This is a genomic window from Salinibacterium sp. NK8237, from assembly GCF_015864955.1.
Taxonomy (GTDB): domain Bacteria; phylum Actinomycetota; class Actinomycetes; order Actinomycetales; family Microbacteriaceae; genus Rhodoglobus.
In genome coordinates, this window is sequence record NZ_JADYWE010000001.1 from 1,831,798 (window position 1) to 1,855,956 (window position 24,159).

A 24,159-nucleotide genomic window follows, 5' to 3' on the forward strand; every position below is an offset into this window, starting at 1 on the left:
CAGCACCGGACGAGATTACGCGGAGAGTTCGGTGCGTCCCTTGCGGCGACGAGCGCTCAGGATCGAGCGACCCGCACGGGTGCGCATACGCAGACGGAAACCGTGAACCTTCGCGCGGCGACGGTTGTTGGGCTGAAAAGTTCTCTTGCTCATAGCTATATCTCCAAGGCCCAGCTCTAGCAGCCGGGAAGAATTGGTAGGCCCAAGGGCCAGAAGTCAACTGATTAAAACTACGGCGTTAAACGGGTGCGGTCAAACCACACTTTTCGCAACGGCGCATTATCCACACAGAATACATCCTTATTGGTAACGACATGCTGTGGACAACTACGATGACTATCAGTGCACAACGGCCAAAAGACCACAGTATTTCAGCGAGAATAGCTGTACTCACCAGTGGATAACCCTGTGAGTAAATACTGCCAAGGGATGGGAAAAGAATGTCGGAAACACCCGACCCGACTAAAGGACTGTGGCAAGCAGTTCTGACACACCTCAACGGTGATGAGCGAATTACTCCTCAGTTGCAAGGCTTCGTGAACCTGGTTGAGCCAAAAGGCGTGATGGCTGGCACCCTGTACCTCGAGGTTCCGAACGAACTCACGCGGGGAATGCTCGAACAGCGACTGCGTCAACCATTCATCGATGCGATCGCGGCCCTCGACGACGAACACGGTATTTCGAACTTCGCCACAGTCGTCAACCCTGAAATCCAGCAAGATGCACTTTCGCAAGATATTCCACGCACTGAGCAGCCATATATTGAGCCGACACCCCAGAAACCCGTCGAAGCGTCAACGCCGCGACGAAGTGACTCTCGCTTGAATCCCAAATACAGCTTCGACAACTTTGTCATCGGTGGCTCTAACCGTTTCGCTCACGCCGCCGCAGTTGCAGTAGCGGAAGCACCAGCAAAGGCATACAACCCACTCTTCATCTATGGAGAGTCCGGGCTCGGTAAAACTCACTTGTTGCACGCCATCGGTCACTATGCCGAGAGTCTCTACCCGGGCATCCGCGTTCGCTATGTGAGTTCCGAAGAATTCACAAACGACTTCATTAACTCGATCGCAAATAACCGCGCTTCTGTATTTCAGTCTCGATACCGCGAAATCGACATTCTGCTTATCGACGACATCCAGTTCTTGCAGGGTAAGGACTCCACTCAAGAGGCGTTCTTTCACACCTTCAACACACTGCACGATCACAATAAGCAAGTGGTCATCACGAGCGACCTGCCTCCGAAACACCTCACAGGGTTTGAAGATCGGATGCGGTCACGCTTCGAGTGGGGCCTCATCACCGATGTACAGGCACCCGATCTCGAAACCCGCATCGCCATTCTTCGCAAGAAAGCTCAAAGCGAAAAAATGCAGGTGGGCAACGACATCCTTGAATTCATGGCATCGAAGGTTTCGTCAAACATCCGTGAGCTCGAAGGAACGCTGATTCGGGTTACCGCGTTTGCGAGTCTTAACCGCACCGAAGTCGACATGGCTCTTGTACAGACTGTGCTGAAAGATCTCATCACTCTTGATGAAGACAACGTCATCGCACCGGTGGACATCATCAATCACACCGCTGACTACTTCAAACTCTCAGTTGACGACCTCTATGGCTCGTCCCGTTCGCAAGCAATCGCCACTGCGCGTCAGATCGCCATGTATCTCTGTCGAGAAATGACGAATCTCTCATTGCCCAAGATTGGTCAACTGTTTGGAAATCGCGACCACACCACGGTGATGTACGCCAACAAGAAGATCACCGAGCTCATGAAAGAGCGTCGCTCGATCTATAACCAGGTCACTGAGCTCACCAGTCGCATCAAACAAAACCAGCGTTTCAGCCAAAAATAGGTTTTCCCACTTGGGGATAACTTGGGGATAACCATTCCAACTCGCCGGAAAGATTGTTGATCAGATTTAAATTTCTGTGGAATCAAGAATTCATGTCGTTCAAGTTTCCACGAACACTGTGAGCATTCTCCACTGGCCGTCAACAAGTCACACGATTGTAGTTTCCAGTAATTACATGAAATCTGACGAGTTATTCACAGAATCCACAACGGTTAAGAGTGTGACCTTTAAAGAATGAAATTTGAATCCCAAATAACCTGTAGTTCGCAAGTGGATCGGCTGTGCCAGTATTAACGGCCAGAGCGTGATCCGGTTAGGGGTAGTTCATGAAGTTTCAAGTCAATCGTGACGTCTTCAGCGAGGCGGTTTCGTTTGCGGTAAAACTGCTGCCGCAGCGCACAACGCTGCCGATCCTGAGCGGTGTATTGATAGAAGCTTCCGATGATGGACTCACGTTGTCATCATTCGATTACGAAGTTTCTGCTCGAACGCAGATCATTGCCGAGGTTGAAGAACCAGGACGCGTGTTGGTTTCTGGGAAGCTTTTAGCGGATATCGCCAGCCGACTTCCCAATGCTCCTGTACGTTTCAGCACTGAAGACAATAAAATCACCGTTGCTTGTGGCACCGGACATTTCACGCTCTCGAGTATGCCAGTTGAGGAGTATCCCTCACTTCCTCAGATTTCGGACAAGGTGGGAACTCTCAAGGCCGACCTTTTCGCCGCCGCAATTTCTCAGGTTGCTGTCGCTGCGTCGCGTGACGACGTAACGCCGGTCATCACTGGCGTTCAACTCGAGGTTTCCGAGAACAATATTTCTCTCGTCGCCACCGACCGCTACCGAGTAGCAGTTCGCGACATCGAGTGGGATGCTGGTGCCTCGGGCGTTGAAACCGCAACCGCCTTGGTGCCAGCTAAGACTCTGATGGAAGTCGGTAAGACTTTCGGCAACAGCGGAGAAATTTCTGTAGCGATCACTAGTTCTGACGAACGTGAGCTGATTGCTTTCCAAGCCGACAAGAAAACCGTGACGTCATTGCTCATCAAGGGCAACTTTCCACCGGTTCGCCGACTTTTTCCCGAGACTGTGGATAACTTCGCAGTAATGAACACGGGCGAGCTCATCGAAGCTGTCCGCCGAGTGTCGCTCGTACTCGAGCGTGAAGCAGCGCTGCGGTTCACTTTCACGACTGAAGGCGTCACGTTGGAGGCAATCGGGTCCGAGCAAGCTCAGGCATCCGAAACCATCGATGCATTCTTGACCGGCGATGACACGGTGGTCTCTCTGAAGCCGCAATTCTTGATTGATGGTTTGAGCTCGGTTCATTCGGAATTCGTTCGAATTTCGTTCACTAAAACCGATAACCCCAATAAGCCTGGTCCGGTGCTTATTACGAGTCAGTCGTCAAAGGATCAGCCAGGTAGCGACAACTATAAGTACCTGCTGCAGCCCAACCTGTTGTTGAGATAGTTCATGACAGACATGATGCACCTCGGAATTATCGGCCTAGGAAAAATGGGCGGAAACATGCGCGAGCGCATGCGGGCTCAGGGACTCACCGTGACGGGTTATGACCCCAATCCTGAGGTTAGCGATGTGGCTGAGCTGTCTGACTTGGTGGATGCACTACCGACTCCGCGCATTGTGTGGGTAATGGTTCCTTCCGGTGCCATTACTGATTCTGTAATTACTGATGTCTCGGCACTTCTCGAACCGGGCGATCTCGTCATTGATGGCGGAAATACGCGATTTACCGATGACCAGCTTCACCGTGATCAGCTCACAGAACTAAAAATTTCCTTCGTTGATGTGGGTGTCTCTGGCGGAATCTGGGGACTCGACAACGGTTATGGGCTCATGGCCGGCGGCGACAAGTCGGATATCGAACGTGCAATGCCGATCTTCGATGCGCTGCGCCCTGAAGGACCTCGCGAAGAAGGCTTCGTTCATGCTGGCCCTGTTGGCGCAGGGCACTACGCAAAAATGGTTCACAACGGCATCGAATACGCCCTCATGCAGGCCTGGGCCGAAGGTTTTGAACTCCTCGATAGCCGCAAGGATCTCATCGAAGACGTTCCCGGCACCTTTAAGGCGTGGCAGCGAGGAACAGTCGTTCGCTCGTGGTTGCTTGAACTCCTCGTCAAAGCTCTCGAAGAAGATCCCGAGTTCGCTGATATTGCTGGCTACGTTGAGGATTCGGGGGAGGGCCGTTGGACTGTGCACGAGGCTCTCAATCAGGCCGTAGCTGTCCCAACGATTAGCGCCGCGATTTTTGCGCGTTTCGTCTCTCGTCAAGAAGACTCACCTTCCATGAAGGCAGTCGCCGCTCTCCGCAACCAGTTCGGCGGGCATAGCGTCCGCAAGAGCTAAGCTTCGCCGCAATGCGTGTAACTCATGTGGAGCTCAAAGACTTTCGTAATTACAAGGGCCTTACTTTAGAACTCAGTGCAGGACCCACACTCATCGTTGGGTCCAATGGCCAAGGTAAAACGAACTTGGTCGAAGCTCTAGGTTTTTTGAGCACTCTCGGTTCACACCGTGTCTCAACCGATCACGCTATGGTTCGTCAGTCGACGGATGCCGCGATTGTGCGTGTTCGCCTCGAACATAACGAACGAAAATTCTTGGCCGAAGTACAGATCAATCGTTCTGGCGCTAACCGCGCTCAGATCAATCGTTCCGTCATCCGCACCCGTGAACTTCCGCGCTATTTCTCGAGTGTTCTATTTGCGCCCGAAGATTTGGCACTCGTGCGCGGCGAACCTTCCGGACGTCGTCGCTTTATCGATGAACTTCTCGTTCTTCGCTCTCCACGATTTAGCGGCGTAATGAGCGACTACGAACGAGTCGTGAAACAACGCAACATGCTGCTGAAATCGGCCCGGGCATCCGGAGTTCGAGACACCCAATTGAGCACCCTTGATGTGTGGGATGAGCGGCTCGTGGCCTTTGGCGCCGAAATTATCAGCGCCCGCAGTGCCTTGGTCGCCGACCTGAGCCCCGAAGTATCCCTTGCTTACGAGCGCATCGTTGGTGCAGACCATGGGGCAACGCTCGCTAATTCGCTAACCATCATTTCTCGCCAGGATGACCCGGATAATGCAGTAGCCACTAGCGCGGTCGGCGAAATAATTTCGGTCGCTGACGCGACTGAAGCATTCACAGCTGCCCTAGTATCCGTGCGAAAAGCAGAACGCGATCGCGCAATTACCCTTGTTGGACCGCATCGGGATGATCTGATCTTCGGCCTTAACGGGCTTCCGGCGCGAGGGTATGCCAGCCACGGTGAATCATGGTCATTCGCCCTCGCACTGAAATTGGCATCCGCCGAGCTGTTGCGTCGTGAGTCTTCGGCAGGCGACCCCGTGCTGATTCTCGATGATGTCTTCGCCGAACTCGATCAATCTCGTCGCGAAAGACTTGCTACTTCGATCGCGGGTTTCGAGCAAGTTCTCATTACCGCTGCGGTATTCGGCGATGTTCCGGCGGAACTCGCCGCCAATGTGGTTCGCATCCGGGCAGGCGAGGTAATTGACGATGAATGATCGTGATCCCGCCGTGGATGAACACGTTGCGGTCTATTTGAGATTTCGCGATATTTTCGGCGACGCCAGCAAACGCTCGTACATGGCGCGCAAGCGCAACCGCAAAGAACCGGGTACCAGCGTGCCTTTTGCCCCCGGTCGCGATCCGCATGGGCTCGGCGATGTGATGGATAACCTCACGATGAGCATGGGGTGGAGTTCTCCTCTAGCGCGCTCAGAATTACTCCTCGCGTGGACCTCAATCGTGGGTGCCGAAACTGCAGAGCACTCGGAACCCATTGGAATTGAAGAGGGAGTGCTCACCATTCGGTGCGATTCGACAGCGTGGGCCACTCAGCTTCGACTCATGCGTGGGCACATCACCACGACCATCGCTCAACAGCATCCAGAAGCCGGTGTGGAATCTGTGCGCTTTGAAGGGCCCAACGCCCCTTCGTGGAAAAGAGGCCCCAGATCAATTCCAGGTAGGGGCCCGCGAGATACTTACGGCTAGGAAGGCAAAATAGGTCACGCTACTAAAGAAACTCCCGCAGAAGGCAATTTGAGCGCCGCAGCCTCTCGGAATTTGGTAGAATCTCAGAAGCCGTCGGACGCGCCTCCTCAGGGAGTTATCCGCTCCGAATGGCCAGCGTGAACTAGCGGCAGGAGCCTAACTTCAGATGACATCGACGCCCGAGAACGACGTGCCCGAAAGCCACATCATTGCCAACGGTCATGTTGCCGCTGACAGTTACGGTGCCGATCAAATCCAGATCCTTGAGGGTCTCGAGGCTGTGCGCAAGCGCCCCGGAATGTACATCGGTTCTACAGGCCCCCGTGGTCTCCATCACCTTGTGTATGAGGTTGTGGATAACTCTGTGGATGAGGCCCTCGCGGGTTACTGCGACAACATCAACATTTGGCTTCGCAAAGACGGTTCGATTCGCGTTCGCGACAACGGCCGCGGCATCCCCGTCGACCTCAACCAGCAGGAGCAGAAATCCACTGTTGAAGTGGTTATGACGATCCTGCACGCGGGTGGAAAGTTTGGCGGCGGCGGCTACGCCGTATCGGGGGGTCTCCACGGCGTAGGAATCTCCGTCGTAAACGCGCTCTCCGCTGAGATCGACACCGAGGTGCGTCGTCAGGGACACGTCTGGCGAATGAGTTTTGCCAACGGCGTACCGACTGGTCCTCTTACCCAGGGCGAAAGCACTGACGAAACAGGAACCCAGCAAACTTTCTGGCCGAGCAAAGAGACTTTCGAAACGGTCGAGTTTGATTTTGAAACTCTGCGCGCACGATTCCAACAGATGGCATTCCTCAACAAAGGACTGCGCATTACCATCACGGATGAGCGCGGTGAAGAAGAAATCGTCGAGAGCTACATGTATGAGCGCGGCCTCGTTGACTATGTCGAGTACCTGAACAAGTCGAAGAAAAACGAACTCATTCACCCCGACGTGATTGCCTTCGAATCAGAAGACACTGAAAAGCAAATTTCGCTTGAAGTAGCCATGCAATGGACCGCGGGATACTCCGAAAGCGTTCACACCTACGCCAACACCATCAACACTCACGAGGGTGGAACCCACGAAGAGGGTTTCCGCGCTGCGCTCACCACGTTGGTGAATCGCTATGCGCGCGAGAAAAACATCATCAAGGAAAAGGATGACAACCTTTCTGGAGACGACGTTCGCGAAGGGTTGACTGCGGTTATCTCGATCAAACTCGGAGAACCCCAGTTCGAAGGCCAGACCAAGACCAAGCTCGGCAATACCGAAGCCAAAGCTTTCGTTCAGCGCATCGCCGGCCAGCAGCTCGGGGACTGGTTTGACCGCAACCCCACGCAGGCCCGCGACGTTATTCGCAAGGCCATTCAGGCATCCCAAGCTCGACTCGCTGCCCGCAAGGCGCGCGAGCAGACCCGTCGTAAGGGCTTGCTCGAGTCGAGCGGAATGCCCGGAAAGCTGCGCGACTGCTCGAGTAAAGACCCGTCGCTGTCTGAGATCTTCATGGTTGAGGGTGACTCGGCTGGCGGTTCCGCCGTTCAGGGCCGCAACCCCGAGTTCCAAGCGATCCTTCCGCTGCGAGGCAAAATCTTGAACGTTGAGAAGGCGCGCCTCGATCGCGCACTCGGCAACGCAGAAGTCCAGGCCATGATCACAGCCTTCGGTGCCGGTGTTGGCGAAGACTTCGACCCCGAGAAGGCTCGGTACCACAAGATCGTTTTGATGGCCGATGCCGATGTCGACGGCCAGCACATCACAACGCTGCTTCTGACACTGCTCTTCCGCTACATGCGCCCGCTCATTGATTTGGGCTATGTCTATTTGGCACAACCGCCGCTCTACCGCCTCAAGTGGAGCAACGCGCAACACCAATACGTGTACAGCGACATTGAGCGCGACAAGCTGACCGAACTGGGACTTTCCGAAGGAAAGCGTATGCCTAAGGACAACGGCATCCAGCGCTACAAGGGTCTCGGTGAGATGGACTACAAGGAACTGTGGGAAACCACGATGGACCCCGCTACTCGCACGCTTCTTCAAGTCACCTTGGATGACGCAGCTGCAGCTGACGAAACGTTCTCAACCCTCATGGGCGAAGACGTTGAATCACGTCGAAACTTCATCCAGCGCAACGCCAAAGACGTCCGCTTCCTAGACATCTAGCTCGAGCACAGCACACGGCGCCCGCATTCGCGACTGACACAGACTGGAACTGAAACTTAATGGCTGACGAAGAAACTCCGAAGAAGACCTTCGAAGATGCACCCGTAGACGACCGGCACGACAAGATTAACCAGGTCGATCTCCAACTGGAGATGCAGCGCTCCTACCTCGACTACGCGATGAGTGTCATCGTGGGTCGTGCGCTCCCTGAAGTGCGCGATGGTTTGAAGCCCGTGCATCGTCGCGTTATTTACGCGATGTACGACGGCGGCTACCGCCCAGACAAGGGTTTCTCTAAGTGCACCCGTGTCATCGGTGACGTCATGGGGCAGTTCCACCCGCACGGTGACTCCTCGGTATATGACGCCCTCGTTCGTTTGGTTCAGCCGTGGAGCCTTCGCTACCCACTGGCCCTTGGCCAAGGAAACTTCGGATCTCCCGGTAACGATGGTGCTGCTGCCCACCGTTACACGGAAACAAAGATGGCCCCGCTCGCTATGGAAATGGTGCGGGACATTGAAGAAGACACCGTTGATTTCCAAGACAACTACGACGGTCGTACTCAAGAACCCACCGTTCTTCCGAGCCGCTTCCCGAACCTGCTCGTCAATGGTTCAGTGGGTATCGCGGTCGGTATGGCCACGAACATCCCACCGCACAATCTCCGCGAGGTTGGTGAGGGTGCTCTCTGGCACTTGGCTAACCCCGATGCTTCTCACGAAGAACTGGTTGAGGCGCTGATTCAGCGCATCAAGGGCCCAGATTTCCCGACCGGCGCCCAAATCTTGGGCATCAAGGGGATTCAGGATGCTTACCGCACGGGTCGTGGCTCGATCACGATGCGCGCCGTCGTCAATGTCGAAGAACTTCAGGGCCGCACGTGTCTCGTGGTCACCGAGCTCCCGTACCAGGTGAACCCCGACAACTTGGCACTGAAAATCGCTGATCTCGTCAAGGACGGCAAGCTCGCCGGCATCGCCGACATCCGTGATGAGACGTCGGGTCGCACCGGCCAGCGCCTCGTCATCGTGCTCAAGCGCGATGCTGTGGCCAAGGTTGTTCTCAATAACCTCTATAAGCACACCCAGCTGCAGGAAAACTTCGGCGCAAACATGCTCGCGATTGTTGACGGCATTCCGCGAACGCTCTCAATCGATGGCTTCATCACCGAGTGGGCTACTCACCAGATCGAAGTGATCGTTCGCCGCACCGAGTTCCGCCTGCGTAAGGCTGAAGAACGTGCCCACATCCTGCGTGGTTATCTCAAGGCTTTGGACGCTCTCGATGAGGTCATTGCCCTCATCCGCCGTTCGCCCACCGTTGAAGATGCGCGCAACGGCTTGATCGATCTCCTCGACATCGATGAGATTCAGGCCCGCGCCATCCTCGACATGCAGCTGCGTCGACTCGCGGCACTCGAGCGCCAGAAGATCATCGACGAGCACGATGCTATTGAGCTCGAAATCGTTGACTTCAAGGCAATCATTGCGAGCAAGGAACGCCAGAGCAACATCGTCAGTGAAGAACTGACGGAGTTGCTTGCCAAGTACGGCGACGACCGCCGCACCGAAATCATGATGGGTTTCGATGGCGACATGAGCATGGAAGACCTCATCCCCGAAGAGGAGATGGTGGTTACTGTGACGCGCGGCGGTTACGTCAAGCGCACCCGCAGCGACAACTACCGCAGCCAGCACCGTGGTGGCAAGGGAGTCAAGGGCGCACAACTTCGTGCCGATGACATCGTTGACCACTTGTTCGTCACCACGACGCACCACTGGTTGCTGTTCTTCACCAACACGGGTCGCGTGTACCGAGCCAAGGCCTACGAGCTTCAAGAGGGTGGCCGGGATGCCAAGGGGCAGCACGTTGCCAATTTCTTGGCGCTGCAGCCCGGCGAAGAGATCGCTCAGATTCTCGATATCCGTGACTACGAGCAGTCCACCTACCTGGTGCTTGCAACCCGCAATGGTCTCGTGAAGAAGACGGCTATGGCGGAGTACGACACCAACCGCAGCGGCGGCATCATTGCCGTAAACCTGCGGGAAGGCGATGAACTCGTCTCGGCCATGCTTGTGGAGAACACCGACGATGTTCTGTTGGTATCTCGCAAGGGAATGTCGATTCGCTTCACGGCATCCGATGAAGCGTTGCGACCGATGGGGCGTTCAACGTCGGGCGTCATGGGCATGAGCTTCCGTGAGGATGATCAATTGCTTAGCGCGAGCGTCGTTCCCGAGAGCGGTTTCGTGTTCGTCGTCACCGAGGGCGGCTTTGCTAAGCGCACCGCAGCGGACCAGTACCGCGTTCAGGGACGTGGTGGTTTGGGCATCAAGGTTGCCAAACTGGATGGTACTCGCGGCGACTTAGCGGGTGCTTTGATGGTCGGGGACGAGGACGAAGTACTTGTGGTTCTTGCCAGTGGCAAGGTGGTACGCTCATCTGTCGCTGAGGTTCCGGCCAAGGGTCGTGACACTATGGGCGTGGTCTTTGCTCGCTTCGCAGCGGACGACAAGATCATTGCAATCGCACGAAACAGCGAACGAAACCTCGAGAAAAAAGAACTTGAAGCTGGAAACGATAGTGTTCCAAGCGAAGATGCCCCTGCTGGGAAGGACGAGTCGGTAGATGAGTAGTGTCGCAGAGAAGCTGCAGCGCAAGTCGCAGCGCCAAACATCAGTGAAACAGGTTCGCCTCAAGCTCGTGTACATCGACTTCTGGTCGGCCGTGAAGTTCTCGTTCCTCGTAGCGGTTTCCCTGGGAATCGTTCTCGTGGTCGCAACGCTCCTAGTGTGGATCGTGCTGAACTCCACCGGAATATTTGGAAAAGTCGATGAGATTTTCCGCGACATTTTGAGCGACGATTCCTTCAGCGTGGCGAGCACATTCTCGCTCGCACAGGTTGCCGGATTCTCGTTAGTCGTCGCAGTACTGAACGTTTTGATCGGTACAGCACTAGGCGCAATTTCGAGTATGCTTTATAACTTCAGCGTTCGACTAACTGGCGGAATCCTCGTGGGTTTCACTAACAACTAGTCGATTACGCCAAACGGTCAGAATGCGATACTCTCGTATCTGCCCAACGGGGGTATAGCTCAGGCGGTTAGAGCGCTTCGCTGATAACGAAGAGGTCCGTGGTTCAAGTCCACGTACCCCCACTGGAATCTCCACAAGAGGTTCCTCAAATTGGGGCCTTAGCTCAATTGGTAGAGCGCCTGCTTTGCAAGCAGGAGGTCAGGGGTTCGATTCCCCTAGGCTCCACAGCAAGAACAAAAACCCCGGCCAGTCTTCTGGCCGGGGTTTTTGCATTCCCTCGAAGCTGCGCGCAAGATGGGCGAAAGTCTTGTGGCGGCGATTCTCTGTGAATCTGTCTCCGACTCCCTCCGTGGCGCTGTTGCCCCACAGGAGGCCGCTGAAGGGGCCTCCGAGGTGCGGCTAGCCGCGACGCAGACCGCCGCAATCACGCTGCGCGCAGCGCTACCTCAGCTCGAGGGCGGAAGATTTAGCCAGAACGAACGTGCACTATGTGATGACTGACTTGCCCGCATCGAGAATCACACGACGATCGAAGAAAGTGATGGCCCGCAATGAATACAACACCCCGCACCCACGCGCCCGAGACGAAGATCGAGCGTGTGGCTCTCGTCACGGGAGGTTCCGGTGGAATCGGCCGTGCAGTTGTTCAGCGCCTCGCCCAGGATGGCGTTGCAGTTGCCGTGCACTACAGCGGCAATAAGGCGCGCGCCGACGAGACAGTGTCGGCGCTCATCGCCGAAGGTTCGCGCGCGATGGCAGTGGGAGGCGATGTCGCAAACGAGGTACAGATGATTGCGGCCTTCGATGCTGTCGAGGCAGAGTTTGGGCGAATCGATGTCGTCGTGAATACGGCTGCAATCATGGTTCTCGCCCCGATCGTTGAACTCAAGCTCGATGATCTGGATCGGATGCACCGCACCAACATCCGCGGCACGATTGTGGTTTCTCAGCTGGCGGCACGACGAGTGCAGGCGGGCGGCGCGATCGTGAATTTCTCCACCTCGGTGACGCGCACACAATTCCCTTCCTATGGCGCCTACACCGCGAGCAAGGCCGCTGTGGAAGGCATAACGCTCACGCTCGCCCGCGAACTTCGAGGCAAGGACATCACAGTCAATGCTGTGGCTCCCGGCCCGACCGCGACGCCGCTATTTCTTGATGGCAAGGATGACGCCACAATCGAGAAGCTTGCCCAAGCGGCTCCCCTCCAGCGACTGGGGCAGCCAGACGATATCGCCGAAGTGGTTTCGTTCCTCGCTGGCCCTGCACGCTGGATCAATGGGCAAGTACTCTTTGCGAACGGCGGGCTTGCCTAGCAACGCCAGCGGCGCGTTCGCGCCAAAAAGTTCTGGCCCGGTTCGAGGTGAACCGGGCCAGAACTTTTAGAGGTTGGAGCTACACCGTGCGCGGTGTGAAAAAGCGAAAGGCTATGCCGTTTCTGCTTCGTCGTCGATCCACAGGTCATCATCCGCGCGCAGTGTCTGCCACGCGGCGTACGCGACGCCTACTGCAGCAACGACACCAATGCCGATGAGGATGTAGCGACCGAAGCCGGCCGACTTGGGCTGCGGTTGTGCCTTGACGAGCCCGGTTTTCTCACCAGCGGTCGCAGCGAGACCCGAAACGCGAGCGAACGCATCCCGAACCTGCTGGTTCTTGGCTACTTCGAGAGCGGCAAGGGCTGTGCCGAGCGCTGACGTGACAGCAGGCAATACATCACCCTTGACCTTGGAGCGGGTGCTCTCGGCCACTGAGCGGGCTCCAGCAACGGATGACGAGACAACTGGCTTTACCCGGGAGTCGATCGTGTTGTGGATTTTAGGGCTGACTTCTTCGCGGGCGTAACTGGCGGCCTGGTGGCTCGCCTCTCGTACAACCGCAGAAGCGTGGTCAAGCAGCTCCTTTTGGTCGGCCCACAGGTCTTCAGCTTGACCTTTCAAGCGCTTGAGTTCTTTCCGGCGTTTGCGAGTTAGTGCCACGGGAAACCTCCAAAGATGGTCGAACGGTGAGTCCATACTGCCACGGTCGGTTCCGTGTGCGCACTGCTTTGGCTGTGAGCACCCTGAATAACGAGGATCTGAGGCTCAGGTTGGCTATGTAAGAATTGACCTTATGTCTCAACACACCGCAGTTGCCACGATCAAGACAAATCTCGGAGAAATCCGTCTCAACCTCTTCGGCAACCACGCGCCGAAGACCGTTGCTAACTTCGTTGGTCTCGCCAAGGGCGATATCGAATGGACCCACCCCGCTACCGGTCAGAAGACCAACGCACCTCTTTACGATGGCGTGATCTTCCACCGCATCATCAAGCAGTTCATGCTGCAGGGTGGCGACCCCCTAGGTAAGGGCATTGGCGGCCCCGGCTACAACTTCGACGACGAAATCCACCCTGAGCTCGATTTCTCGGCTCCCTACATCCTCGCTATGGCAAACGCCGGCACGCGCGGAGGCAAGGGAACCAACGGATCGCAGTTCTTCATCACCACCGTTGCTACTCCTTGGCTCCAGGGCAAGCACACCATTTTCGGTGCTGTTGCTGACGACGAGTCGCGCAAGGTAGTCGACGCTATCGAAGCCGTCGATACCGATGGCAGCGACAAGCCCCTCACCGACATCGTCATCGAGTCCGTCACGATTGACGAGGTCTAAACTTCGTGACCACATCCCCGGATGCCAGCGGTAACTATTGCTATCGGCATCCTGACCGGCAGAGTTTTACACTCTGCCAACGATGTGGGCGTACCGTATGCCCCAGCTGCCAAACGCAGGCAGCTGTGGGCGTACATTGCCCCGAGTGCATAAAAGAAGCTCGCGCTAATGGGCCGAAGCGCAAACCTGTTCTGGTTCGCGCGGCTCGTGCCTCACAGGGCAAACCGGTTGTAACGTACACGCTGATCGGTCTCACTGTTGCAATCTTCTTGCTGCAGCTCATTCCGGGCCTAGGCGTGACTCAAGCGCTCGTGTATTACCCGCCACTAACGGCTGTTGAGCCGTGGCGGATGATTACTTCGGCCTTCCTGCACTCAACAAGCAGCATTTTCCATCTCGGCTTCAATATGTTCACGCTCTTCATCTTCGGTCGAGCGCTGGAGATCCCACTAGGGCGGGCGCGATTTGTCGCGCTGTACTTGATCAGCGCCTTAGGCGGGTCAGTCGCAGTGCTACTGCTCGCTCCTACCTCTGTCGTGCTGGGAGCCTCCGGATCGATTTTCGGAATCGTGGCCGCGTTCTTCGTGATTCAGCGCCGTATGGGTGTAAACAACCGCGTGCTGCTCATCGTGCTCGTGATCAACCTCGTGGCTGGCTTTATCCCCGGCCTCAACATTTCGTGGCAAGCTCACGTTGGAGGGCTCATTACGGGTGCGGTTCTCGCGCTCATCTTCTTGCGGCAGCGCAATAAGCGATCTGCCAATTCTGAGATCGCCTTAGTGGCCCTCGTCGTCGTGGCTTTGATCAGCCTGACGCTGGTGCGGATCTTCGTTCTATAGCTGACTAAAAGTTATCCACAGGGTTATTAACACTGGGTATAACTACACCGGTGTAATTTCTAGCGCCACCGCGTTGTCATAAGGAATCCGACGAAGAGGATGCCGAATCCAACGAGAATGTTCCAGCTCTCAAGCGATGCGATCGGCAACTGCTGGTTGCTGACATAGAAGACGATGATCCACGCGAGCCCGATCAGCATGAAGCCAAACATGACGGGCTTAAACCAGACCGCGTTGGGGGCGTCTTCAGCGGGACGCGACGATGATTTTTCTGCAGAGTTACGGGCCATGGGAGAGATTCTAGCGCGAACGCCCTGAGTGCTGAACGGCCGCGCGGAAACCAAGCGGAGTCTGCGGATAGAATTGCGACCATGGTTCTCGAAAACGGTCGCCGAGCGCGGCGCAGTGCGAAGGGCCGCCGACCCATCTCCTTCATCGGAGTGCTCGGTGAAATCTTCATTACCGCTGGCGTGGTCGTTCTGTTGTTTCTGGTCTGGCAGACCTGGATCAACAGCTATTTCGTAAGCAACGCACAACGCGACGATGCCCTTCAGCTAAGCCAAGAGTGGAGCAAGGGCGAAGCTATTACTCTCGCGCCAACTGAGCGTGCTGACCCTGGCGTGCCCGTCGTTGACGAAGCACCCGCGCAAGCGGAGGCGTTCGGCACTCTGATTGTTCCGCGTTTTGGCGCAGACTACGCGATACCGATCGCTGAAAGTGTCGCCCTCTACAGCGTTCTCAACGCACAGGGTGTTGGCCACTACACCGGAACCCAAATGCCCGGCGAAGTCGGTAACTTTGCGGTTGCTGCACACCGCACCGGATACGGTGACCCGTTCTTCGACATCGACAAGCTCCAACTCGGCGACAGTATTTATGTCGAGACTGAAGCAGGTTGGTACCGCTATGTTTATCGTTCGCTTGAATACGTCATGGCCTCAGGGGTTGGTGTGCTTGAGCCTGTTCCACAGTTTGCAGGTGCGGTAGCTAGTGACCGCATCATGACATTGACCAGCTGCAATCCCATTCACACTGCGGACGAGCGCGTTATTGCGTATGCGGTGTATGACACTTGGTATCCGCGCTCAGAGGGAGCGCCCTCCGAGATCGCCGCGATCGTGCAAAATATTGAAGGAGCTGGCTAATGTACGCAGCACTCTGGCGTGTGCTCCCTGGGCCCGCAATAGTTCGCATCCTAATTCTTTTGGTGCTGGCCGCAGCGATCGTGGCCGCCTTGTTCATGTGGGTTTTCCCCTGGGCACTGCCACTTGTCACCCCCTTGGATGCGACGGTGCAACAGTGACTCGCATTCTCGTTGTTGATAACTACGACAGCTTTGTTTATACCCTCAACGGGTACCTACTCGAACTCGGTGCCACAACTGAGGTCGTGCGCAATGATGCTTTCAGTGCGGATGACGCCGCGACGGTTCTTGCGGACTACGACGCCGTGCTGCTCTCGCCCGGCCCCGGAACTCCAGCAGACGCCGGAGTGAGTATTCCGATCGTGCATGCAGCCCTTGCAGCGGGCATCCCGCTCCTAGGAGTGTGCCTCGGGCACCAAGCTATCGCTGAGGCGCTCGGCGCTACGGTGACGCACGCCGATGAGCTCATGCATGGCAAGACGTCGCAGATCGAACACGACGACAGTCTTATTTTCCGTGACTTGCCTCAGCCATTCACCGCGACGCGATACCACTCGCTCGCTATCGTCGACGGCACTGTTCCCGACGACCTCGTTGTCACGGCACGCACGCATGACGGAATCATCATGGGAGTACAGCACGCTACACAGCCGGTCTATGGCGTGCAGTTCCATCCGGAGTCTGTGCTCACCGAGGGCGGGTACCTCATGCTCGGCAACTGGTTGTCTCGCGTTGGAATGACGGAAGCACCGGCACTAGCTAAGACGCTCACCCCTCTAGTACACAACTAGAGCCGCATTCAATCACCCCGCAGGTGAGGGGGCGGGACTCTAACCAGCGCAGTAGTTCAGAGTGATTTGGGACTTTTGGGCTTGATCGCCAATGATCGACTGGTAGCTGACCGTGTTGCCCGAGCATCCGAAGTCCGCATTCAGCTTGACGCTGAGTTGGAGGGCAGTCAACGTTGAGTTGGCATCGCCGATTGCTTGACCGGTGACGTCTGGAACCTGAACGAGGCCGTTAGAGACTACCAAGTTGACAGTTTCACCCTCGCGGATGATTTCACCATCTGCCGTGCGCTCTGCATCACCGCGCGGGTCAGAGCTGATCACGGTGCCCTTGCTGAGGTTGGGCGAGTAAGTCTGAGAGGTCGATCCGTAGACCAGGCCAGCGGACTCAAGGAGCGAGATCGCCGCATCTTCCTTCATGTTGCTGACGTTCGGGACGGTTACGGGTGTGCGGCCCAACGACACGACCACTTGGATTTCGAGACCGAGCGGAACGGTTTGGCCTGGTCCTGGATCCGTGCGGATGATGATGCCCTCGTCGATCGTCTCGCTAGCCTGATTGACGCGTTTGGGAACGAGGTCGAGCTCAGTGAGCAGCGAGGAACCCTCTTCGTAGGTCAGGCTCGCGACGTCGGGGACGTCGACAGCGCTCGTGCCAGCCAGCTGCGCCGGAGTGAGGCTAAAGGCCCACACGACGACCGAAACGATGATGACCGCCATAAGAGCGATGCCGCCCCAAATCCAGGCAACCGGAGGACGGTTTTGAGTGCGCGGGGTACGGTCGTTCTCGTCAACTGCGAGCTGGCGGAAAGTTGCATCGGTGCCGGCTGTGGTGTTGGGGTTGACTCCAAATAACGTGGAGTTGAAATCTGTGGATGCGAGCTGCTTGCGATCCGGAACGGAGCCGATAGCCGCAGCTTCGACATCGGTGCGAAACTCTGCAGCACTCTGGTAGCGGTCGAAGCGATCCTTCGCGAGGGAGCGCAACACGACAGCATCAAGAGCGGGAGAGACCGCAGCAACCATCGTGCTCGGGGGCACAGGCTCAGAATTGACGTGTTGGTACGCTACGGCAACAGGGTTCGCCCCAGTAAACGGAGGCTGACCAGTGAGAAGCTCGAACAGAACAACGCCGGTGGAGTAGAGATCGGAGCGAGCATCGACCCCTTCGCCGCGGGCTTGTTCGGGCGAGAAGTATTGGGCGGTGCCGACGATGGCGCTTGACTCGGCAATTGTTGCAGCGGAGTCAGAGACAGCTCGTGCAATTCCGAAGTCCATGACCTTCACCTGGCCACTCTTGGTGACCATGATGTTTCCGGGCTTAATATCGCGGTGAACGACCCCGGCGCGGTGCGAGTACTCAAGAGCGGTGAGCACTTGCGAGACGATGCGCGCTGACTCTTCAGGAGCGATCGGGCCTTCAGCGACGATGTCCTTCAACAGTCGACCATCGACGTATTCCATGATGATGAACGGGATGAGAGTCTCATGACCCGTCTCATCGACAACGGACTCTTCACCGGCATCGAAAATTCGCACGATGGTGGGATGCGCCATCTTTGCAGCGTCGTGAGCTTCGCGACGGAAACGAGTGCGGAAGGCGGGATCGTTAGCGAGCGACGGCTTGAGTAGCTTGATCGCTACTCGACGCCCCAGTCGTGTGTCTGTTCCCAAATGAACATCTGCCATACCGCCGTGGCCGAGAAGCTCGCCAATTTGGTATCGCCCAGCGAGCTGGCGTACATCCTTTGCCACGCCTTCGCTCACTAGTTCACTCCCGATTGTTATTGCTGTCTGTGTAGTCTCAGTCTATCCGCTGGAACTCGTGATAATGGCTCACGGCCCGGCGACGATGGTGACAGTTACTGGCTCTGACGACTGTGACTCAAGATCGGTGCACACTGCGGTGTAGGAGATCTTTGTGGTTTCGCCTTCCTCCGACGGCAAGGTGATATCAAACTCGCTCACGCCAGAATCGTAGCTAGAGGCACCTGCGCTAGGACCGCCAACAACCAGGAAGTTGAACTTCGAAAGCGAATGACCGGCGGGGCAACCCTGATAGGTGGGCCACTTTACGGTGACAGTTTCGCCGCCGAGATATGGCCCAAGCGGTTCCAAAGTGTTTGCAGAGGGCTGCGTCGGGTCTGGAGTAACCGCGATCTCGTCGTAGAAGAACACAGTGATGGTCTCGCCCTTGTCGACGTTGCCATCCGGTGAAACTTCGTAGGAGAAGCCGACTTTCTCAGAGCTGGGGGCTTCGGTGCCGGTTCTAGCGTCGAGAACGAGCCCCTTCTCGTCGAGAATCGATTGCACGGCATCCTGCGTGCGGTTGAGAATTTCTTCAGCATCGAGGGAGACCTTTGTCTCCGTCGGCGTTGGGTCTGGCGTTGGCTCAACAGTCGCAGAAGCACTCGGCGTGGAGCTGGTTGCTACCGGCTCTTCATCGCCGGGGCTTGCAAGCAGCGCGATAATCGCGCCAATCAATACGACGGCGAGTAAGGAAATAAGCGCAACAATGGGCCAGGTCCAGGGGTTGCGACGCTTGGTCTCTTCGAGAACTTCATCCGGCGTTGCCGCAGCCCCCGCAGGGTTTGCAGTCGTGATCACGCGAGTAGCTTGCGTGGCGTTGCCGTAGTTGAGGCCAACGGTCGCGGCATGAGAGTTATCGCCCAGGATGCCGGGGACAGCGGTGGCCGCAGCAGCGACATCCCCCCGACGCAACGATTGTGCTGCACGAGAGAGATGCGAAGCGGATGCCGGTCGGTCGCCCGGCGATTTGGCCAAGCACGCGTACACAAGGTTGCGCACCGGTTCGGACACCGTCATCGGCAGTTCGGGTGGAGTCTCGTTGATCTGCGCCATCGCGATCGCGACTTGCGATTCGCCCGTGAACGGGCGGCGACCAGCAAGAGCTTCGTAGGCGACGATTCCGAGAGAGTAAATGTCTGTTGTGGGGGAGGCGGGGTGGCCACTGGCCTGTTCTGGCGAGAGGTACTGCACCGTTCCCATGACCTGACCGGTCGCGGTCAGCGGCACCTGGTCGGCAATGCGCGCGATACCGAAGTCGGTGATCTTCACACGGCCTTCTGGCGTGATGAGGAGGTTTCCTGGCTTGATATCGCGGTGCACGAGACCTGCGGCGTGGGCAGCCTGAAGCGCCGCGGCGGTCTGAGACACGATGTCGAGAACCCGGTCGGGGTCGAGCACGCGTTCACGCTCAAGGATGGCACTGAGGGCTTCTCCAGGAACGAGTTCCATGACGAGGTAGGCGCTTCCCTCTTCTTCGCCATAGTCGAAGACGTTGGCGATCCCTTCGTGGTTGACGAGAGCAGCGTGGCGCGCTTCAGCGCGGAAACGCTCCAAGAACCCGGGGTCACCGAGGTACTCGTCTTTGAGGATCTTAATCGCAACCGTTCGACCGATCACGAGGTCTGTTGCTTGCCAGACCTCGCCCATGCCACCAATCGCTACGCGACTGGAAAGCTGGTATCTACCGCCGAATGTGAGTCCACTAGTTGGTCTCATCTGTTTAGCACCGCCTCTAGTACTTGACGCCCAATTGGTGCGGAGAGCCCACTCGATGTGCCGGACTGTCCTAGCCCGCCACCGTCTTGGACAACTACCGCGACAACAACTTCTGGATCATTTGCCGGCGCGAATCCGGTAAACCATAGGGTGTATGGCTCGCCTTCTCCGTTTTCTGCTGTACCGGTCTTTCCTGCAACCTCAACCCCATCAATACTGGCAGTGTTCGCAGCACCACTACTGACACCATCAACCATCATCTGGGTGAGGGCGGCCGCGGTCTGCGCACTGATTGCCTGATTGAACAATGTGGGCTCGAAGGATTCGATAGTCGTGAGATCGGAAGACACGATGCTCTCAACAAGATTGGGCTGCATTAGTGTGCCGCTGTTCGCGATCGCCATCGACACCATTGCCATCTGCAAAGGCGAGGCGCGAACGCTGGATTGACCGAATGCCGAGAGCATGGTTTGCGGAGCATCAAGCGCGCTGGGGTAAACGCTCTCGGTCGACGCGAGCGGCACTGAGACGCTTTCGTTGAAACCAAAGAGTTCTGCCTGCTCGCGAATGGCGTTGGAGCCGAGCTCCTCGCCCAACTGGGCAAACGGAATATTGCACGAAAGCCGGATAGCTGTAGCGATCGACGCAGTGTCACCCGAGCCGCACGTCGCGCTGTCGGAGTTGCTGATTACGAAGGTACTCTCCGGCAGTTGAAGCTCTGCGGGGTTCGGGAACGTGCTGTCTGCTGTGTAGTCGCCGCTTTCGAGAGCGGCAGCCGCTACTACGAGTTTGAACGTCGAACCGGGAGGATCCAGAGGTCCTGCGAGCGTGCGGTTGTAGAACGGGTCATCCGGGTCAGAGAGCAGGCGGTCATATGCCTCGATGACTTCGCTCGTGTTGTGGACAGCCAACTCGTTGGGGTCGTAGGACGGCTTCGACACCATCGCCAGGATCTCGCCAGTGTCAGGCTTGATGGCGATAACGGCCCCCTGAAGGTCTCCGAGAGCATCCCACGCAGCCTGCTGAATTACGGGGTCGATTGTGAGCTCGACGGCAGCCCCCGTGGGGTTCTGGCCAGTAAGAATTGAGTTCACCTGATCGAAAAACTGGTCATTCGACGAACCACTGAGGTAGTCGTTGAGTGAGTTCTCCAAACCAGTGTTTCCCTGGTTCAGAGTGAGGTAGCCAGTGATCGGCGCATACAGCTCGCCCTTCGGATAGACCCGAAGGAATTTGAACTCATCGTCGACGGGCTCGGAGTATGCGATTGGCTCGCCATTGACGAGGATGGGGCCACGCTCGGCCGAATAGCTTGCGTAGAGCGTGCGTACATTGCGGCCATCCGCCTGCAGGCTGTCGGCCGTGACGACCTGAATCACTGAACTTGAAATGAACAAGCTCACAAACATGAGGAGCACGACGGCACTCACTCGCTTCAGTTCGCGATTCACTGTCCCACCACCAATCGGTTTTCGATCGAGGGCTCGATCACAAGCTGCGGCTGGTGACGCACGGTGTCAGAGAGGCGCAGCAAAAGCGCCGCAATGATCCAGTTTGCAACGAGGGATGAACCACCCGCCGCCAAGAACGGGGTCGTGAGACCGGTCAATGGAATCACGCGTGTGACGCCACCGATTACGACAAAGACCTGAAGGGCGATCACAAAAGCGAGACCGACACCCAAGAGGCGGCCGAAATCATCTTGACCAGCAAAGCCGATACGGAATCCACGAGACACAAACAGAAGGTACAACGCCAGAATTGCGAAGATGCCGATAAGGCCGAGTTCTTCGCCAAGTGAGGCAACGATGTAGTCGCTCTCGGCGAGAGGGGTGATCCCGGGGCTGCCTCGTCCAAGCCCTGTACCAATGAGTCCACCGTCAGCGAAACCGAAAAGGCCCTGCACTAACTGGTAGCTGCCTCCCGTTGCCTCGTAAACCTCCTGATTGAAGGGATCGAGCCAGGCATCAATGCGGCCGGAAATATAGGTCAGGTAGCGACTTGCGACAAAGGCGCCGCCCAAGAACATGGCCATTCCGAGCAGGATCCAGCTCGAGCGCCCGGTGGCGACGTAAATCATCACGAGGAAGAGACCGAAGTAAAGCAGGGCGGTACCCATATCGCGTTGGAAGATCAACACAAGCATGGATGCCACGAAGACAACAAAGATGGGGCCGAGGTCGCGGGCACGAGGGAAGGTCATTCCCATAAATTTGTGACCGACCATGGACAGAGAATCGCGCGCCGACACGAGATAACCTGCGAAGAAAATCGCGAGAGCGATCTTGGCGAGCTCGCCGGGCTGGAAAGAGAAAGCACCAATTTGAACCCATAGGCGCGCGCCAAACCGGGTGTCACCGATGACCGGTGCGAGCGGCAGCAGCAACAGGGCGATACCGCTGAACATCGCAATGTAACGATACCGCTGAAGTACCCGGTGATTCTTGATGATGATCAGCACCGCCATAGCGATGATGATGGCAATGCCCGTCCACACAATCTGGCGAACTCCGCCGCTGCTCCACCCCGAAACCTCGTCAGCCAAATCGAGACGGTAGATCATGGCGATACCAAGGCCATTGAGCACCGTAATGATCGGCAAGATCAGGGGGTCAGCATCCCGTGCCGTCTTTCGCAAGGTGATGTGCATCGCAAAAACCAGAACACCGAGCATCGCCGAAAGCCCCAAGACGGTGTACCCAAGATGACCCATCACCCCTAATTGAACGAGCGCTATCGCGCCCAGGTTGATGAAGATCGCGACGATGATGAGCAAGAGTTCGAGATTGCGCAGGCGAGCAGGAACCCGCAGTTTGAGGCGGATGTTCTCGGTAATAGCTCGGGGGGCGGCCGCAGCCCGAGCTTCAGCGCTAGGGGACACGGGCATCAGACAACATTTCTACAATGCGTTGCGCATCTTCAAGGTCACTCGCGTTGATGGTGTTCTCAACGCTCGAGCGCAAGTAGAGAGGGAGGTCAACGACGCGAACATCCGTGATTTGGTACACGTGTGACAAGGAAATTGGGCCGATGCTTTGCTGCACACCCTGATAGATAGCGACCTTGCCGTCATCAGTGCCCACGAAGTGCTGCTGTTGAGTGTACTGGTAGCCCAAAACGAGGCCGGCTACGATCGCCGCGACCGTGAGGGTAATGAACGTAATCCACGAAATGCGGCGGCGTCGAACCCGGCGGCGGTCCTCGCGGATGATCGCTTGGTAGTACTCGTCTGACTCTGGCTCAAAGTGGCTGTCGTCGGTTTGCGTGGCCTTGAGGGGGTGCAGCAGCAGGTTCGGCAAACGAACCGGCTTCTTCACGATCGTTGGCTCGAAGGAGAGCGGGGAAGCAGCGGAACCAACCATGAGCGGCGGCTCGTGGGCCGACGACGCATCGTCACCGACATCCACCAACACGACCGTGACGTTGTCGGGAGCGCCCTGATCGAGGGCTGCCTGAACCAGTCGTTCTGTCGCCGCTTGCGAATCGGTCACCCGGCGAAGGATGGCCGAAATCTTATCTTCTGTAACGAAACTGCTCAAACCATCAGAGCAGAGCAGCCAACGGTCACCCGGTTGCGTGTCAAAAACCTCTGTGTCGATCTCCGGTGACGCATCAACATCACCCAAAACTCGCATCAGAACGGATCGACGGGGGTGCACGGCCGCTTCTTCAAGCGTGATGCGGCCGCTTTCGACCAAACGTTGCACGAAGGTGTGATCGTGCGTCATCTGCTTCATCGTGCCGTCGCGCAGCAGATAGATGCGCGAGTCGCCAATGTGCGCCATGCCCATTTTGTTGCCGACGCGAACCATTCCACTGACCGTGGTTCCCATGCCGGTGAGCTCATTGTGCTCAATAACAGTGTCGGAGAGGATGCGGTTAGCGGCGAGCAGGGTGTCGTGCAGCACCTGAGCGGCTTCTTCTGCTGACTCAAAAACGTGGTCTGCTTCTACAACGTGCTTAATGGTGATCGCCGAAGCGACGTCGCCACCAGCGTGGCCGCCCATGCCGTCCGCGACAATGAAAAGGTAACTGCCGGCGTAGGCACTGTCCTGGTTGTTAGCCCGAACCTTCCCCACATGGGATGCGGCAGCACTGTTGCCCAAAGTGGCCATTCA

The 24,159-nt window shown here is 56.8% G+C and carries 22 protein-coding genes and 2 tRNA genes; 16 read left to right on the forward strand and 8 right to left on the reverse strand.

The genetic code is table 11. From position 1 onward, the window contains the following. Nucleotides 1–15 precede the first annotated feature (15 nt). A complete protein-coding gene (gene rpmH, locus I6E56_RS08865; RefSeq protein WP_055810406.1) occupies nt 16–153 on the reverse strand; it encodes a 50S ribosomal protein L34 in 138 nt (45 codons plus the stop codon). Nucleotides 154–440: 287 nt separating this feature from the next. Between rpmH and dnaA the strand changes: the two genes are divergently transcribed. The 11 genes from dnaA (at nt 441) to I6E56_RS08920 (ending at nt 12,409) form a co-directional block, all read left to right on the forward strand. Then, the gene (dnaA, locus tag I6E56_RS08870; protein ID WP_197137431.1) at nt 441–1,856 is read left to right on the forward strand and encodes a chromosomal replication initiator protein DnaA; all 1,416 of its coding nucleotides are present in this window, start codon (nt 441–443) and stop codon (nt 1,854–1,856) included. 326 nt (nt 1,857–2,182) lie between these two features. Next, on the forward strand, nt 2,183–3,328 hold the full coding sequence (gene dnaN, locus I6E56_RS08875; protein ID WP_197137432.1) for a DNA polymerase III subunit beta: 1,146 nt from the start codon (nt 2,183–2,185) through the stop codon (nt 3,326–3,328). Between the two features lie 15 nt (nt 3,329–3,343). After that, nucleotides 3,344–4,228 carry a phosphogluconate dehydrogenase (NAD(+)-dependent, decarboxylating) gene (gene gnd / locus I6E56_RS08880; RefSeq protein ID WP_197138269.1) on the forward strand — a complete coding sequence of 295 codons (885 nt, stop codon included), beginning with the start codon at nt 3,344–3,346 and terminating at the stop codon, nt 4,226–4,228. Between the two features lie 11 nt (nt 4,229–4,239). Continuing rightward, nucleotides 4,240–5,403 (forward strand): DNA replication/repair protein RecF, encoded by a 1,164-nt coding sequence (recF, locus tag I6E56_RS08885; RefSeq protein ID WP_197137434.1) that lies wholly within the window; start codon nt 4,240–4,242, stop codon nt 5,401–5,403. Then, a complete protein-coding gene (locus tag I6E56_RS08890) occupies nt 5,396–5,896 on the forward strand; it encodes a DUF721 domain-containing protein (RefSeq protein WP_197137436.1) in 501 nt (166 codons plus the stop codon). Before recF ends, I6E56_RS08890 begins: the two co-directional genes overlap by 8 nt. Nucleotides 5,897–6,062: 166 nt before the next feature. Further along, a complete protein-coding gene (gyrB, locus tag I6E56_RS08895; protein WP_197137439.1) occupies nt 6,063–8,057 on the forward strand; it encodes a DNA topoisomerase (ATP-hydrolyzing) subunit B in 1,995 nt (664 codons plus the stop codon). Between the two features lie 59 nt (nt 8,058–8,116). Beyond that, nucleotides 8,117–10,693, forward strand: a complete 2,577-nt coding sequence (gene gyrA, locus I6E56_RS08900; RefSeq protein WP_197137441.1) for a DNA gyrase subunit A — start codon at nt 8,117–8,119, stop codon at nt 10,691–10,693. Further along, the gene (locus I6E56_RS08905; RefSeq protein ID WP_197137442.1) at nt 10,686–11,093 is read left to right on the forward strand and encodes a DUF3566 domain-containing protein; all 408 of its coding nucleotides are present in this window, start codon (nt 10,686–10,688) and stop codon (nt 11,091–11,093) included. Before gyrA ends, I6E56_RS08905 begins: the two co-directional genes overlap by 8 nt. Nucleotides 11,094–11,141: 48 nt before the next feature. Continuing rightward, a tRNA-Ile gene (locus I6E56_RS08910) sits at nt 11,142–11,215 on the forward strand. A 30-nt stretch (nt 11,216–11,245) separates the two neighbouring features. Beyond that, nucleotides 11,246–11,318 (forward strand) — tRNA-Ala (locus I6E56_RS08915). 326 nt (nt 11,319–11,644) lie between these two features. Next, nucleotides 11,645–12,409, forward strand: coding sequence for an SDR family oxidoreductase (locus tag I6E56_RS08920; protein WP_197137443.1), 765 nt, complete (start codon nt 11,645–11,647; stop codon nt 12,407–12,409). Nucleotides 12,410–12,520: 111 nt separating this feature from the next. On the opposite strand, the gene I6E56_RS08925 is transcribed toward I6E56_RS08920, so the two are convergent. Further along, nucleotides 12,521–13,072, reverse strand: a complete 552-nt coding sequence (locus tag I6E56_RS08925; protein ID WP_197137444.1) for a hypothetical protein — start codon at nt 13,070–13,072, stop codon at nt 12,521–12,523. A 133-nt stretch (nt 13,073–13,205) separates the two neighbouring features. Here I6E56_RS08925 and I6E56_RS08930 point away from each other — a divergent pair, with 133 nt between their 5' ends. Both I6E56_RS08930 and I6E56_RS08935 read left to right on the forward strand, forming a co-directional pair. Beyond that, nucleotides 13,206–13,745: a peptidylprolyl isomerase gene (locus I6E56_RS08930; protein WP_197106889.1), complete on the forward strand. Its 540-nt coding sequence runs from the start codon at nt 13,206–13,208 to the stop codon at nt 13,743–13,745. A gap of 125 nt (nt 13,746–13,870) precedes the next feature. Continuing rightward, nucleotides 13,871–14,584: a rhomboid family intramembrane serine protease gene (locus I6E56_RS08935; RefSeq protein WP_307842813.1), complete on the forward strand. Its 714-nt coding sequence runs from the start codon at nt 13,871–13,873 to the stop codon at nt 14,582–14,584. A 59-nt stretch (nt 14,585–14,643) separates the two neighbouring features. On the opposite strand, the gene I6E56_RS08940 is transcribed toward I6E56_RS08935, so the two are convergent. After that, a complete protein-coding gene (locus I6E56_RS08940; RefSeq protein WP_197137446.1) occupies nt 14,644–14,874 on the reverse strand; it encodes a cell division protein CrgA in 231 nt (76 codons plus the stop codon). Nucleotides 14,875–14,955: 81 nt separating this feature from the next. Here I6E56_RS08940 and I6E56_RS08945 point away from each other — a divergent pair, with 81 nt between their 5' ends. The 3 genes from I6E56_RS08945 to I6E56_RS08955 are packed head-to-tail and all read left to right on the forward strand — an operon-like array spanning nt 14,956 to nt 16,519. Continuing rightward, complete coding sequence (locus I6E56_RS08945) at nt 14,956–15,729, forward strand: class E sortase (protein WP_197137447.1); 774 nt, start codon at nt 14,956–14,958, stop codon at nt 15,727–15,729. Further along, nucleotides 15,729–15,887, forward strand: a complete 159-nt coding sequence (locus I6E56_RS08950; protein WP_197137449.1) for a hypothetical protein — start codon at nt 15,729–15,731, stop codon at nt 15,885–15,887. The genes I6E56_RS08945 and I6E56_RS08950 overlap by 1 nt, the downstream gene beginning before the upstream one ends. Continuing rightward, nucleotides 15,884–16,519 carry a gamma-glutamyl-gamma-aminobutyrate hydrolase family protein gene (locus I6E56_RS08955; protein WP_197137451.1) on the forward strand — a complete coding sequence of 212 codons (636 nt, stop codon included), beginning with the start codon at nt 15,884–15,886 and terminating at the stop codon, nt 16,517–16,519. Before I6E56_RS08950 ends, I6E56_RS08955 begins: the two co-directional genes overlap by 4 nt. A 39-nt stretch (nt 16,520–16,558) precedes the next feature. Here I6E56_RS08955 and pknB read toward each other — a convergent pair whose 3' ends face one another. The 5 genes from pknB to I6E56_RS08980 form a co-directional block, all read right to left on the reverse strand. Continuing rightward, nucleotides 16,559–18,283: a Stk1 family PASTA domain-containing Ser/Thr kinase gene (gene pknB, locus I6E56_RS08960; RefSeq protein ID WP_197137453.1), complete on the reverse strand. Its 1,725-nt coding sequence runs from the start codon at nt 18,281–18,283 to the stop codon at nt 16,559–16,561. Between the two features lie 69 nt (nt 18,284–18,352). Continuing rightward, nucleotides 18,353–20,041, reverse strand: a complete 1,689-nt coding sequence (locus I6E56_RS08965) for a protein kinase (RefSeq protein ID WP_197137455.1) — start codon at nt 20,039–20,041, stop codon at nt 18,353–18,355. Next, the gene (locus I6E56_RS08970) at nt 20,038–21,492 is read right to left on the reverse strand and encodes a penicillin-binding protein 2 (protein ID WP_197137457.1); all 1,455 of its coding nucleotides are present in this window, start codon (nt 21,490–21,492) and stop codon (nt 20,038–20,040) included. Before I6E56_RS08970 ends, I6E56_RS08965 begins: the two co-directional genes overlap by 4 nt. Then, the gene (locus I6E56_RS08975) at nt 21,489–22,928 is read right to left on the reverse strand and encodes an FtsW/RodA/SpoVE family cell cycle protein (RefSeq protein ID WP_197137459.1); all 1,440 of its coding nucleotides are present in this window, start codon (nt 22,926–22,928) and stop codon (nt 21,489–21,491) included. The genes I6E56_RS08970 and I6E56_RS08975 overlap by 4 nt, the downstream gene beginning before the upstream one ends. Then, a complete protein-coding gene (locus tag I6E56_RS08980; RefSeq protein WP_197137460.1) occupies nt 22,912–24,156 on the reverse strand; it encodes a Stp1/IreP family PP2C-type Ser/Thr phosphatase in 1,245 nt (414 codons plus the stop codon). The genes I6E56_RS08975 and I6E56_RS08980 overlap by 17 nt, the downstream gene beginning before the upstream one ends. Between the last annotated feature and the right edge of the window lie 3 nt (nt 24,157–24,159).

Coding starts and splice junctions, on each gene's coding strand:
- rpmH (WP_055810406.1), bottom strand. CDS start 153: ATGAGCAAGAGAACTTTTCAGCCCAACAACCGTCGCCGCGCGAAGGTT.
- dnaA (WP_197137431.1), top strand. CDS start 441: ATGTCGGAAACACCCGACCCGACTAAAGGACTGTGGCAAGCAGTTCTG.
- dnaN (WP_197137432.1), top strand. CDS start 2,183: ATGAAGTTTCAAGTCAATCGTGACGTCTTCAGCGAGGCGGTTTCGTTT.
- gnd (WP_197138269.1), top strand. CDS start 3,344: ATGCACCTCGGAATTATCGGCCTAGGAAAAATGGGCGGAAACATGCGC.
- recF (WP_197137434.1), top strand. CDS start 4,240: ATGCGTGTAACTCATGTGGAGCTCAAAGACTTTCGTAATTACAAGGGC.
- I6E56_RS08890 (WP_197137436.1), top strand. CDS start 5,396: ATGAATGATCGTGATCCCGCCGTGGATGAACACGTTGCGGTCTATTTG.
- gyrB (WP_197137439.1), top strand. CDS start 6,063: ATGACATCGACGCCCGAGAACGACGTGCCCGAAAGCCACATCATTGCC.
- gyrA (WP_197137441.1), top strand. CDS start 8,117: ATGGCTGACGAAGAAACTCCGAAGAAGACCTTCGAAGATGCACCCGTA.
- I6E56_RS08905 (WP_197137442.1), top strand. CDS start 10,686: ATGAGTAGTGTCGCAGAGAAGCTGCAGCGCAAGTCGCAGCGCCAAACA.
- I6E56_RS08920 (WP_197137443.1), top strand. CDS start 11,645: ATGAATACAACACCCCGCACCCACGCGCCCGAGACGAAGATCGAGCGT.
- I6E56_RS08930 (WP_197106889.1), top strand. CDS start 13,206: ATGTCTCAACACACCGCAGTTGCCACGATCAAGACAAATCTCGGAGAA.
- I6E56_RS08940 (WP_197137446.1), bottom strand. CDS start 14,874: ATGGCCCGTAACTCTGCAGAAAAATCATCGTCGCGTCCCGCTGAAGAC.
- I6E56_RS08945 (WP_197137447.1), top strand. CDS start 14,956: ATGGTTCTCGAAAACGGTCGCCGAGCGCGGCGCAGTGCGAAGGGCCGC.
- I6E56_RS08950 (WP_197137449.1), top strand. CDS start 15,729: ATGTACGCAGCACTCTGGCGTGTGCTCCCTGGGCCCGCAATAGTTCGC.
- I6E56_RS08965 (WP_197137455.1), bottom strand. CDS start 20,041: ATGAGACCAACTAGTGGACTCACATTCGGCGGTAGATACCAGCTTTCC.
- I6E56_RS08975 (WP_197137459.1), bottom strand. CDS start 22,928: ATGCCCGTGTCCCCTAGCGCTGAAGCTCGGGCTGCGGCCGCCCCCCGA.
- I6E56_RS08980 (WP_197137460.1), bottom strand. CDS start 24,156: ATGGCCACTTTGGGCAACAGTGCTGCCGCATCCCATGTGGGGAAGGTT.